The 12740-nt window shown below is 59.3% G+C and carries 12 protein-coding genes; 4 read left to right on the plus strand and 8 right to left on the minus strand.

From position 1 onward, the window contains the following. Position 1: 1 nt before the first annotated feature. The 3 genes from dnaJ to grpE all read right to left on the minus strand — a co-directional run bounded on the left by dnaJ (position 2) and on the right by grpE (position 4010). Positions 2-1126 (minus strand): molecular chaperone DnaJ, encoded by a 1125-nt coding sequence (dnaJ, locus tag EI969_RS21130; RefSeq protein WP_110657818.1) that lies wholly within the window; start codon positions 1124-1126, stop codon positions 2-4. Positions 1127-1424: 298 nt separating this feature from the next. Next, a complete protein-coding gene (gene dnaK / locus EI969_RS21135) occupies positions 1425-3341 on the minus strand; it encodes a molecular chaperone DnaK (protein ID WP_160389476.1) in 1917 nt (638 codons plus the stop codon). 102 nt (positions 3342-3443) lie between these two features. Then, complete coding sequence (grpE, locus tag EI969_RS21140) at positions 3444-4010, minus strand: nucleotide exchange factor GrpE (RefSeq protein WP_056728221.1); 567 nt, start codon at positions 4008-4010, stop codon at positions 3444-3446. A 240-nt stretch (positions 4011-4250) separates the two neighbouring features. Between grpE and recN the strand changes: the two genes are divergently transcribed. Next, a complete protein-coding gene (gene recN / locus EI969_RS21145; protein WP_160389477.1) occupies positions 4251-5924 on the plus strand; it encodes a DNA repair protein RecN in 1674 nt (557 codons plus the stop codon). Between the two features lie 74 nt (positions 5925-5998). Here recN and fur read toward each other — a convergent pair whose 3' ends face one another. After that, positions 5999-6403, minus strand: coding sequence for a ferric iron uptake transcriptional regulator (gene fur, locus EI969_RS21150; protein ID WP_003197684.1), 405 nt, complete (start codon positions 6401-6403; stop codon positions 5999-6001). Between the two features lie 97 nt (positions 6404-6500). On the opposite strand from fur, the gene EI969_RS21155 reads away from it, so the two are divergent. Next, a complete protein-coding gene (locus EI969_RS21155; RefSeq protein ID WP_095129507.1) occupies positions 6501-7028 on the plus strand; it encodes an outer membrane protein assembly factor BamE in 528 nt (175 codons plus the stop codon). A gap of 61 nt (positions 7029-7089) precedes the next feature. Here EI969_RS21155 and EI969_RS21160 read toward each other — a convergent pair whose 3' ends face one another. From EI969_RS21160 to EI969_RS21170, 3 genes are read right to left on the minus strand one after another with little or no spacing between them, the layout of a single operon-like run. Further along, entirely contained in the window at positions 7090-7419 is a 330-nt protein-coding gene (locus tag EI969_RS21160) for an RnfH family protein (protein ID WP_160389478.1), read from the minus strand. Continuing rightward, positions 7412-7846 carry a type II toxin-antitoxin system RatA family toxin gene (locus EI969_RS21165; protein ID WP_160389479.1) on the minus strand — a complete coding sequence of 145 codons (435 nt, stop codon included), beginning with the start codon at positions 7844-7846 and terminating at the stop codon, positions 7412-7414. The genes EI969_RS21160 and EI969_RS21165 overlap by 8 nt, the downstream gene beginning before the upstream one ends. A gap of 7 nt (positions 7847-7853) precedes the next feature. After that, positions 7854-9257, minus strand: coding sequence for a sodium-dependent transporter (locus tag EI969_RS21170; RefSeq protein WP_160389480.1), 1404 nt, complete (start codon positions 9255-9257; stop codon positions 7854-7856). 118 nt (positions 9258-9375) lie between these two features. On the opposite strand from EI969_RS21170, the gene smpB reads away from it, so the two are divergent. Further along, positions 9376-9858, plus strand: coding sequence for an SsrA-binding protein SmpB (gene smpB / locus EI969_RS21175; RefSeq protein WP_007973144.1), 483 nt, complete (start codon positions 9376-9378; stop codon positions 9856-9858). A 115-nt stretch (positions 9859-9973) separates the two neighbouring features. Here smpB and EI969_RS21180 read toward each other — a convergent pair whose 3' ends face one another. Then, positions 9974-10741, minus strand: a complete 768-nt coding sequence (locus EI969_RS21180; protein WP_160389481.1) for a GntR family transcriptional regulator — start codon at positions 10739-10741, stop codon at positions 9974-9976. 261 nt (positions 10742-11002) lie between these two features. Between EI969_RS21180 and EI969_RS21185 the strand changes: the two genes are divergently transcribed. Beyond that, complete coding sequence (locus EI969_RS21185) at positions 11003-12697, plus strand: lactate permease LctP family transporter (RefSeq protein WP_160389482.1); 1695 nt, start codon at positions 11003-11005, stop codon at positions 12695-12697. Positions 12698-12740: the final 43 nt, after the last annotated feature.

Genomic DNA, 12740 nt, shown 5'->3' on the forward strand with positions numbered 1-12740 from the left:
CTTACAAATCGCCGAAGAAGCGCTTCACGCCTTCGAACCAACCGGTGGTTTTTGGCGAATGGCTGTTGTCGTCCGCCAGGGAGCTACGGAACTCCTCGAGCATTTCGCGCTGGCGACGGCTCAGATTGACCGGAGTCTCGACCGCCACACGGCACATCAGGTCACCGGCTCCGCCGCCACGCACCGGCGCGACGCCCTTGCCGCGAACGCGAAACTGCTTGCCAGTCTGGGTCCCCTCGGGGATCTTCAGCTTGACCCGGCCATCAAGGGTCGGAATCTCCAGCTCGCCACCCAGCGCCGCATCGACGAAGCTGATCGGCACTTCGCAGAACAGGTGCTTGCCGTCACGCTGGAAGATCGAGTGCTCGCGCACATTGATCACCACGTACAGGTCGCCGGTCGGACCACCCTGAGCACCCGCCTCGCCTTCGCCGGACAGGCGAATGCGGTCACCGGTATCGACACCGGCCGGCACTTTCACCGACAGGGTCTTGTACTCTTCGACACGGCCTTCGCCGTGGCACGAATCGCACGGATCGGAAATGATCTTGCCCTGGCCATGGCAACGCGGGCAGGTCTGCTGCACCGAGAAGAAGCCTTGTTGCATGCGCACCTGGCCGATACCGCCGCAAGTCGGGCAAGTCACCGGCGCAGAACCTTTCTTGGCACCGGAGCCGTCGCAAGGCTTGCAGTTGACCAGCGTCGGAACGCGGATATTCACGGTCGTACCGCGCACCGCTTCTTCCAGGTCCAGCTCCAGGGTGTAGCGCAAATCGCTGCCGCGCTGAGCGCCGCCACGGGAACCGCCGCGACCGCCACCGAAGAAGTCACTGAAGACATCGCCAAAGATGTCGGAGAAGTTCTGGCCGCCGAAACCGGCACCGCCGCCACCCATGCTTGGGTCGACACCGGCGTGGCCGTACTGGTCGTACGCCGCACGTTTGCTGGAATCGGACAGCACTTCGTAGGCCTCGTTGGCCTCCTTGAACATCTCTTCCGACGCTTTGTCATCGGGATTACGGTCCGGGTGGTGCTTCATCGCCAGGCGACGGTAGGCCTTTTTCAGGTCCGCCTCGCTTGTGCCTCGCTCAACACCCAATACTTCGTAATAGTCACGCTTTGCCATAAGTCATCTGCACTCTTGAGGACGTTCGGCAAACCTCTCCTGAGCCCTGCCGAACTCGTTGAGCCCCAATACAGGCCCGGACCCAACTCACGTCAATTCAACGATCCTGGTCTTTGTTTCGATTTGGCACTTGCGGCTCGGAAAGCAGGAGCATTCCCGACCATGCCAGCAGCACGCGAACGTTGTCGCACACTGTAAAAATTCGCGTATTCCAGACACGCCAACGCGGGAGCAAGCTCCCGCGCGGCGACATCCTACCAGTCACCGCCTTAAGGCAGTCAACCGGCCGACCAACAACTTACTTGTGGTCTTTGACTTCTTCGAACTCGGCATCGACAACGTCGTCAGCCTTTTCCGCCGATTCGCCCTGCGGTGCAGCGCCTTCAGCAGGCTGAGCCTGTTCGGCATACATCTTCTGCGCCACTGGAGCGGAGACTTTCGACAGCTCTTCAACCTTGGCTTCGATAACGGCCTTGTCGTCGCCTTTGACAGCGGCTTCCAGGGCAACTACAGCAGCTTCGATTGCAGTCTTCTCTTCAGCGCTCACCTTGTCGCCAGCATCGGCAACCATTTTGCGCGTCGAGTGAACCAGTGCATCACCCTGGTTACGGGCAGTGGCCAGCTCTTCGAACTTGCGGTCTTCCTCGGCGTTGGCCTCGGCATCACGCACCATGCGCTCGATCTCTTCGTCGGACAGACCGGAGTTGGCCTTGATCACGATCGACTGAGTCTTGCCAGTGGCCTTGTCCTTGGCGCCTACGTGCAGGATGCCGTTGGCGTCGATGTCGAAGGTCACTTCGATTTGTGGCACGCCACGTGGTGCTGGTGGAATCTCGGCCAGGTCGAACTTGCCCAGGGACTTGTTCTGCGTCGCTTGCTTACGCTCACCTTGCAACACGTGAATGGTCACGGCGCCCTGGTTGTCGTCGGCAGTCGAGAACACTTGCGATTTCTTGGTAGGAATCGTGGTGTTTTTCTCGATCAGCGCAGTCATCACGCCGCCCATGGTTTCGATACCCAGGGTCAGCGGGCTAACGTCCAGCAGCAGAACGTCTTTCACGTCACCGGCCAGTACCGCACCCTGGATAGCAGCACCCATGGCAACCGCTTCGTCCGGGTTCACGTCTTTACGAGCTTCTTTACCGAAGAACTCGGTCACCAGTTTCTGAACCAGTGGCATACGGGTCTGACCGCCGACCAGGATCACGTCGTTGATCGCGCCAACGTCGATACCGGAGTCTTTCAGCGCAATGCGGCAAGGCTCGATGGTACGTTGAACCAGGTCTTCAACCAGCGCTTCCAGCTTGGCGCGGGAGATCTTCACGTTCAGGTGCTTCGGACCGGTGGCGTCTGCAGTGATGTACGGCAGGTTCACGTCGGTCGACTGAGCGGAAGACAGCTCGATCTTGGCTTTTTCAGCGGCTTCTTTCAGGCGCTGCATGGCCAGCGGGTCGCCCTTGAGGTTCATGCCGCTTTCTTTCTTGAATTCGTCGACGAGGTAGTCGATCAGACGAATGTCAAAGTCTTCACCGCCCAGGAACGTGTCACCGTTGGTGGCCAGTACTTCGAACTGGTGCTCACCATCGACTTCAGCGATCTCGATCACGGAAACGTCGAAAGTACCACCGCCCAGGTCGTAAACGATCACGGTGTGATCGCCCTTGGCCTTGTCCATACCGTAAGCCAGAGCGGCCGCGGTTGGTTCGTTGATGATACGTTTCACGTCCAGACCGGCGATGCGGCCGGCGTCTTTGGTCGCCTGACGCTGGCTGTCGTTGAAGTAGGCCGGAACGGTGATCACCGCTTCAGTCACGGTCTCGCCGAGGTAGTCTTCGGCGGTCTTCTTCATCTTTTTCAGGATTTCAGCCGAGATTTGTGGCGGTGCCATTTTCTGGCCGTTCACTTCAACCCAGGCGTCGCTGTTGTCAGCCTTGACGATCTTGTAAGGGACCATCTGAATGTCTTTCTGCACGACTTCTTCGTCGAAACGACGACCGATCAGACGCTTCACCGCATACAGGGTGTTATGCGGATTGGTCACAGCCTGACGCTTGGCCGACTGGCCAACCAGAATTTCGCCATCGTTGGCGTAAGCGATGATCGACGGCGTGGTACGCGCGCCTTCAGCGTTTTCAATAACTTTTGCCTTGCCGTTTTCCAACACGGAGACGCAGGAGTTGGTAGTCCCCAGGTCGATACCGATAATTTTGCCCATGTTCACTCTCCCGAAACTTTGGATTTGGTTGCCGCAGCAGTGGTGGCTAACTGCGGTAGCACTTAAACGCTTGACTTATAAATGGGGGCCTTGCGGCGGATTTCAAGCCTGCTCGTCAATCGAAGGCGAAACCGGCGCAGGCGCCTTGCTGACCACGACCATCGCCGGGCGCAGCAGGCGACCATTGAGCTGATAGCCCTTCTGGAACACCTTCAGAACGCTGTTCGGCTCGACGTCGGCGCTTTCCTGCATGGCCATTGCCTGATGGTGAACGGCGTTGAACGGTTCGCCATGCGGGTCGATCGCTTCAAGCTGATAACGCTTGAGGGTGTCGTGGAACATTTTCAGGGTCAGCTCGATGCCTTCGCGCATCGGACGGATGCTTTCGTCGTCCGGGCTGGACAGTTCCAGGCCACGTTCCAGGCTGTCGACGATCGGCAGCAGGTCGCTGGCGAATTTTTCCAGCGCGAACTTGTGAGCCTTCTCTACATCCTGCTCGGCGCGACGGCGGACGTTCTGCAGATCGGCGGCTACACGCAAAGCCTGATCCTGAGCGCCTGCCAGTTGCTCTTCGAGCACTTGTACACGAGCCGCCAGGTCATCACCCGAAGCCTCGGGCGCCTGGTTGGCGTCTGGGTTTTGCGTATCCACTGTCTGTTCGTCAGCCATAGATTTCTCCTTTCAATTTCGTCCGCGAGCTCAACTCGCGCTTCTGCCCAGCTATATGGGGCCGCAAAATCCGGCTTCAAGGGGCGCCGAAGATTAACCCTACAAAAAACAACTGCATTGTCATTCCCGGTTGCGATAAGGGTTTCGTCGGACCGAGCCAATCGAGCTAACAAGGGGCATTGTCAGCCGCAAATAAAACACTGTATAAATAACCAGACCTAACACCTGGGAGCGGCCCATATGCTGGTGCACCTGTCCGTACACAACTACGCCATCGTTGAACATCTCGATCTCGAACTCGATCGCGGGATGAGCGTGATCACCGGGGAAACCGGCGCGGGCAAGTCGATCATGCTCGACGCGCTGGGCCTCACCCTGGGTGATCGCGCCGACAGCGGCGTGGTCCGCCCCGGTGCCGACAAGGCCGACATCCTGGCCACCTTCGATCTGGCCGATATTCCCGAAGCCAGCGCCTGGCTGGCCGAGCGCGATCTCGAAAACGACGGTCCGTGCATCCTGCGCCGGGTGATCACGTCCGAAGGACGCTCGCGCGGCTACATCAACGGCACGCCCTGCCCACTGGGCGACCTCAAGGCGCTGGGCGAACTGCTGATCGACATTCACAGCCAGCACGAACACCAATCCCTGCTCAAGACCGATACCCACCGGCGCCTGCTCGATGAATATGCCGGCGCCACGGATCTTGCCCGCCAGGTGCAACTTGCCGCCCAGCGCTGGCGCCAGACCCGCCAGGAACTGGAGCGACTCTCCAATTCCGGCGACGAGCAACGCGCCCGCCATCAGTTGCTCAGCTATCAACTCGAAGAACTGGAAAACCTGGGCCTGGGCGACAACGAACTGGAGCAGCTCGAGCAGGAACACAAGAACCTGACCAACGCCGAAACCTTGCTGGGCATTTGCCGGCAAGTGGTCGAGCAATGCAGCGAAAGTGATTCCGGGAATGTCCTGAACGCCCTCACCGCCAGCCTCAACCGCCTGTCGAGTGTGAACAACTCGATCGGCGCGCTCGGCGAAGCCAGCAGCTTGCTGACCAGCGCACAGATTCAGGTTGAAGAAGCCGTGGGCGAATTGAACCGCTTCCTGGACAATTTCGACGCCGACCCGGCGCGGCTTCAATATCTGGAAGAGCGCCTCGACGCGATCTACACCATGGCGCGCAAACATCGCATCCAGCCGACCGAAGTCGCGGAGATGCAACAGCGCCTGCTCGATGAAATCGAAACCCTTAATGCCAACGACGAATCCATCGAGCGACTGAGCGACGAATTGGCTTCCTATGCCCGCCACTATCAGGAAAAGGCCCGGGAGCTGAGCGACTTGCGCCATCAGGCATCCAGCAGCCTGGCCAGCGCCGTGGAGCAGGAAATCCAGCGCCTGGGCATGCCCGGCGGCCGCTTCACCATTGAACTGCGCCCGAACAGCAGCAATGAACTACTGCCAAACGGACTTGAACAGGTCGAATTGCTCGTCAGTGCCAACCCGGGGCAGCCGTTAAAAGCCCTGGCGAAAGTAGCCTCCGGCGGTGAGCTTTCGCGGATCAGCCTGGCCATCCAGGTGATCACCGCCCAAACCTCTCGCGTGCCAACGCTGGTGTTCGACGAAGTCGACGTGGGCATTGGCGGCCCGACCGCCGAGATTGTCGGCCAGTTGCTGCGTCGGCTCGGCGAGCGGGGACAGGTGTTGACCGTCACCCACTTGCCACAAGTCGCCGCGCAAGGTCATCAACATCTGTTTGTGCACAAGGTGCGCGGAGAGGATGCCACTCGCACAGCCGTCTCCAAGCTGAGCAAGAACGATCGTATCGAAGAGGTCGCGCGAATGCTGGGCGGCATCGACCTGACCAAGGAATCCCTTGCCCACGCCAAAAAAATGGTCGTGACCGCAAAAGTTTAAGGCGGGCAGAAAGCACGAAGGCGACCCTGGGGTCGCCTTCGTTCGTTTCGCGAACGGATGTTCGCGCGACATGCTTACTTTTTCTTGCGCACGTACAGCACCAGATTGTGATCAACCATCTCGAAGCCATACTTGTCGACGATTGCTTTCTGGAGCCGCTCGATTTCTTCGTCGAAGAATTCGATCACTTCGCTGGTTTCGACGTTGACCATATGGTCGTGATGCTTTCCGTCGTCCAGTTCGAAGACCGCATGGCCTCCGTCGAAGTTGTGCCGCACCACAAGGCCAGCTGCCTCGAACTGGGTCAGGACACGGTAAACCGTGGCCAGACCGACGTCCTCACCAGCCTCCATAAGGGCCTTGTAGACATCCTCGGCACTCATGTGGCGCTGCTCGGCGGAATCGAGCATTTGCAGAATTTTGACCCGTGGCAGGGTCACTTTGAGGCCGGCTTTGCGTAGTTCGCTATTTTCAACCATGGTCAGCTTTCTCGCGATGCTGCTTCGCAGCTTCTCTTAATGCGGGTATGATCGGCGTTTACGTTGTCCCAGCCAAGATAGTGGAAGTCGCCCACCGATGCAAAACACCAAGCTCTTGCTAACCAGTTTCACCTTTGTGGGACTGCTCGCACTCGCCGGTTGTTCATTCCCCGGGGTTTACAAAATCGACATCCAGCAGGGCAATGTCGTCACGCAGGACATGATAGACCAGTTACGCCCGGGAATGACCCGTAAGCAAGTACGGTTTATCATGGGCAACCCTCTGCTGACTGACACGTTCCATGCCGATCGCTGGGATTATCTGTACAGCCTGCAACCGGGTGGCGGTGAACGCCAACAGGAACGCATTAGCGTTATCTTCAACCCAAATGATCAGCTTGTCAGCCTCTCTGGTGATTTCATGCCAGGCGTGAGCCGTGACGAAGCCATTCTCGGCAAGGACAGCGGCACGACAGTGGCTGCCCCGGCAGAAAACGTCGAGAAGCCAAAACCGGAAAAACCGGTCAAGCCAGGTTCGCTGCTGGATCAGATCCAGAAGGACGTCGACGGTGTAGAAACCGTTCCGGTCCCGACGCCTGAACCACTGGAAACCTCGCCGCAATAATTTGCGACTCAATAAAAAGCCCGGCATACCCGGGCTTTTTATTGTCTGGCGCTCCAGCCAATCACTGATTCCGCGCTTTGGCCTCGGCAGCTTTGGCCTCGGCAGCTTTCGCCGCGCGCAGTCGGCGCACCTCTTTCGGATCGGCCAACAGAGGTCGATAAATCTCGATTCGATCCCCCGCCTGAACAGACCGATGCTCCGGATCGGCCAAAACCTTGCCGAAGATACCCACAGGGCAATTGGCCAGATCCAGTTCAGGAAACGTTTCGGCCACCGCCGACTTGAGCAAGGCCGCCCGCACACTCGTTCCTACCGGAACCGCCAGGGTCAGCAGTACCTGACGGTCGACGGCCGCGTAGACCACCTCGACTTCAATCATGACCTCAACCATGTATCTGCTTGGCACGCTGGCAGAACGCATCCACCAGGGTATTGGCCGCCTGGTTGAACAGTGGTCCCAGAGTGGCGCGAACCAGCGGCCCGGCATAATCGAACGACAGATCGAGGCTGATCTTGCAGGCCTTGTCTGTCAGCGCCTTGAACACCCATATGCCATGCAATTGGGTGAAAGGGCCCTCTTCGAGGTTCATTTCGATCGATTGACCGGGAACCAGCGTGTTGCGCGTCACGAAGTGCTGACTGAGGCCGCCCTTCGCCACGCCAACGCTCGCCCGCATATGTTCAGGGGAGCTCTCCAGGACTTCGGCGGTCGAGCACCACGGCAGAAACTCCGGATAGCGCGCCACGTCGTTGACCAGGTCATACAGCGCTTGTGCCGGGTATGGCAGCAATGCCGATCGCGAAATGTGTGTCGTCATGTCAGCGTCACTTCCACAGCTGGGCGGCAAACACTACGAGGATGCCGATGGGCGCCACATAGCGCATCAAGAACAAGGACAGACCAAACAGCGCCGGGTTGCGGATCGACAACTCGTCGCGCACCGCCTCACGCCCCATGATCCAGCCCGCAAACACCACGAAACACAAACCGCCAAGCGGCAACATGAGTCGCGAGGTGAAGAAATCGATCACGCCAAAGAAGTCGAGACCACCGTTTGCTCCCCATTGGTAGAGGTGGAACATCCCGCCTTCGTTCACGAAAAACTTGGCCTCCTTCCAGATATTGAAGGAGAACACCGTGCCCAGGCCGACAAACCAGCAACTGAAAGCCAGCCAGAAAGTGACCCATGCACGACTCACTTTAGTGCGCTCGACCAGGTAGGCCACCATCGGTTCAAGCAGGGAAATCGCCGAACTCCAGGCCGCGACCGCCACCAGCACGAAGAACACCACACCCATCAATTGTCCGAACGCCACGTTCCCGAAGGCAAACGGCAAGCTGACGAACATCAACCCCGGCCCCTCGCTCGGGTTCAGGCCCGCCGCGAAAACAATCGGAAACAGTGCCAGGCCGGCCACCAGGGACACGAAGGTGTCGAGCAACGCCACGCCGACGACCGTCCCCGAAATCGACGAATTCTTCGGCATGTAGGCGCCATAGATCATGATCGAACCGACACCCACACTCAGCGAGAAGAACGCGTGCCCCATTGCCGGCAACAAGCCGTCCAGGACCTTTTCCGGGTGGAAGTCGAACATGAAATGCACGCCCTCCATGAAGTGACCGGTGGTCATGCTGTAGCCCAGCAGCACCAGGATCATCACGAACAGCAACGGCATCATGATGCGCAAACTGCGCTCAAGCCCGGCAACCACGCCCTTGGCGATCACCACCGCTGATAACAGCATGAAAATCGTGTGCCAAAGTGTCAGGCGCCAGGGATCGGCGATCACGTTGCCGAAGTAAGCCCCCACCTGATCCGCCGTCACGCCCTGGAAGTCGCCACGCCCCATGTCGATGATGTAATCCAGCGACCATCCGCCCACTACACTGTAGAACGACAGGATCAGCAACGCCGTGATCATTCCGGCGAATGCACCCCAGGACCATTTGGCCGAGTGCCCCGCCTCGACCGCCAGGATCTTCAAGGCATTGGCCGGGCTCTGCCGGGCACGCCGGCCGATCAGGGTTTCGGCCAGCATGACCGGCACGCCGATCAGCGCGATGCAGGCCAGGAACATCAGCACGAAAGCGCCGCCGCCATAGACACCGACCATGTACGGGAATTTCCAGATACTACCCAGTCCCACGGCCGAACCGGTCGCGGCGAGTATGAAGACCCAGCGGCTAGCCCAACTGCCGTGGACAGAAACCTTGTCTGTCGACATCGTTATCACGCCCAAGCGTTCAAAAAAGAGGCCGCATTGTCCGGGATTCAATCAACCTGCTCAAGCACGTAGCATCCCCGTAGCCGACTCTGATGTAACTCCCTATAATGCCGCCCCTATGGCTAAACAGAAGAAACACCCAACAGGGACCATCGCGCAAAATAAAAAGGCGCGACACGATTACTTCATCGAGCATAAGTTCGAGGCTGGTCTGGTCCTGGCCGGCTGGGAAGTAAAAAGTTTGCGGGCAAGCAAGCTGCAGCTGGTCGACAGCTACGTGCTGCTCAAGGATGGCGAAGCCTGGCTGCTGGGCAGCCATATTACGCCTCTGACGACCGCCAGCACCCACGTCATCGCCGATCCGGTTCGCAGCCGCAAGCTGCTGCTCAACCGTCGCGAGCTGGACAAGCTTTCCGCTGCGGTGCAGCAAAAGGGTTATGCCTGCGTGTGCCTGTCCTGGTACTGGAGCAAGCACATGGTCAAGTGCGAGATCGCGCTGGGCAAGGGCAAGAAGGAATACGACAAGCGCGATACCGAGCGCGAACGCGATGCCGGCCGCGAGCTGCAGCGCGCGGTGCGCAACAAGGGCAAGGAAGACTGATTCCGCTCCTTGAAATCGCGATCGCCAGCAAGCCGGCTCCTACAGGGTTTCGATGTACCCGTGGGAGTGGACTTGCCCGCGATGGCGATCGCCCAATCACCACAAACCCAACTGACTACATCCCCTTGCGCCGCTCCGCCCGGGCCACGCGCTGCACTTCCTGACGCACTTCTTCCAGCACCTCCTGCACATACAGGATGTGTCGACTGGAAACTTCCCGCGCCTGCTCCGCATGCCCTTCGATAATCGCCTGGTACAACTCCCGATGCTGCGTGATCAGCATGTCGCGGGTTTCGGTGCGCTGCTTGTACATGCCACCAATGTTGGTCACCACGTTGCGCTTGAGCAGGTCGAACAGCCCGCGAATGGTGTGCAGCAACACCGCGTTGTGGCTGGCCTCGGCGATCGCCAGGTGAAACCTGGCGTCCGCGGCACCCTCTTCGGCACGACTCACTTCCTCGTGACGCGAATAACAATCCTGTAATTCGTTGAACGCCGCGGTCAGTCGCTCGCGATCCACATCAGTGGCACGCAGCGCCGCGTAATAGGCACAAGATGCTTCCAGCGTATGGCGAAACTCCAGCAGATCGCGCTGCGCCTCGGGATTGCTTTCCAGCAGCTGCAACAAGGGATCACTGAAGGTCGTACCCAGTGATTCCACCACATAATTGCCGCCGCCCTGGCGACTGACCAGCAGGCCCTTGGCGGTCAGCTTCTGAATGGCTTCGCGCAACGAAGGACGCGACACGCCAAATTGCTCGGCCAACGCGCGCTCGGCCGGCAAACGCTCACCCGCCTTCAGCGTGCCCTCGAGGATCATGCCCTCAAGCTGCTCGACAATATCGTCAGACAAACGGCGCTGACGAATCTGATCAAACCCCATAACTCGATTACTCCACGATCCGACGGCTCGCCGGGGCTCTATTCTGGCCTATCGGCGCCGCGCCAGCACCTGCCACAGCGCATTGGGTCATACCAGGCAGACGACCTGCGCACTGTGCATTCGACAAAAGTTTTAGGGCGGCAAATTGACACACCGCCTACAAGGCTTTTACCCTAGCCAACAGCGATTGTAAATTGGTCTTACCAATTAACCAAGAACGCTGATCAGTGCCTGACCAACAACAATTAGGGGCCACCCCATATGCAAACCTGGCAACAGCTCTATTCCCCGCTCGGCAGCCTCGGCCTGTCCGCACTCGCAGCCGTCATCCCGATCGTATTTTTCTTCCTGGCCTTGGCCGTGTTCCGCCTCAAAGGCCATGTGGCCGGCAGCATCACCCTGGCGTTGTCGATCCTGGTGGCGATCTTCGCGTTCCAGATGCCGGTCGACATGGCGTTCGCCGCCGCCGGGTATGGCTTCGCCTACGGCCTGTGGCCGATTGCCTGGATCATTGTGGCGGCGGTATTTCTCTACAAACTGACGGTCAAGAGTGGCCAGTTTGAAGTCATCCGCAGCTCGGTCCTGTCGATCACCGATGACCAGCGTCTGCAGGTCCTGCTGATCGGCTTCTGCTTCGGTGCCTTCCTCGAAGGCGCGGCCGGTTTCGGTGCACCCGTGGCGATTACCGCCGCCCTGCTGGTAGGCCTTGGCTTCAACCCGTTGTACGCCGCCGGTTTGTGCCTGATCGCCAACACCGCACCGGTAGCCTTCGGCGCCCTGGGCATTCCGATCATCGTTGCCGGCCAAGTCACCGGCATCGACGCGTTCAAGATCGGCGCCATGACCGGTCGCCAACTGCCGCTGCTGTCGCTGTTCGTGCCGTTCTGGCTGGTGTTCATGATGGATGGCCTGCGCGGCGTGCGGGAAACCTGGCCGGCAGCCCTTGTGGCCGGCTTGAGCTTTGCCGTGACCCAGTACTTCACCTCGAACTTCATCGGCCCGGAACTGCCGGACATCACCTCGGCCCTGGCCAGCCTGATTTCCCTGACCCTGTTCCTGAAAGTCTGGCAACCAAAACGCGCCGCCGGCCAACACATCGTCGGTGCCGTCTCGGCCTCGGTGGTGAGCGCCAGCGTCGGTGGTTTCGGTCAGAAGCGCACTACCGTGGCTTCGCCCTACAGCCTCGGGGAAATTTTCAAGGCCTGGTCGCCGTTCCTGATTCTTACCGTACTGGTCACCATCTGGACCCTGAAGCCGTTCAAGGCGATGTTTGCCGCTGGCGGTTCGATGTACAGCTTCGTGTTCAACTTTGCGATCCCGCATCTTGATCAAATGGTGATCAAGGTCGCGCCGATCGTGACTAACCCGACCGCCATTCCTGCGGTGTTCAAACTGGACCCGATTTCCGCGACCGGCACGGCGATCTTCTTCTCGGCGCTGATCTCGATGCTGGTACTGAAGATCAATTTCAAAACTGGTCTGACCACTTTCAAAGAGACCTTCTACGAACTGCGCTGGCCGATCCTGTCCATCGGCATGGTGCTGGCGTTTGCCTTCGTGACCAACTACTCGGGCATGTCCTCGACCATGGCCCTGGTATTGGCGGGCACTGGCGCGGCCTTCCCGTTCTTCTCGCCGTTCCTCGGCTGGCTGGGCGTATTCCTCACCGGTTCCGATACTTCGTCCAACGCGCTGTTCAGTTCGCTGCAAGCGACCACCGCGCACCAGATCGGCGTCAACGACACCTTGCTGGTGGCGGCGAACACCAGCGGCGGCGTAACCGGCAAGATGATCTCGCCACAATCGATCGCCGTGGCCTGCGCCGCGACCGGCCTGGTGGGCAAGGAATCGGATCTCTTCCGCTTCACCCTCAAGCACAGCCTATTCTTTGCAACGATTGTCGGCTTGATCACGTTGGCCCAGGCCTACTGGTTCACCGGCATGCTGGTCCACTAAGGACTACAGGCAAAACGGTAAAAACCGACGCCGGGCCACGCCC

Origin of the sequence: Pseudomonas sp. PB101, from assembly GCF_009764265.1 — a bacterium.
Taxonomy (GTDB): domain Bacteria; phylum Pseudomonadota; class Gammaproteobacteria; order Pseudomonadales; family Pseudomonadaceae; genus Aquipseudomonas.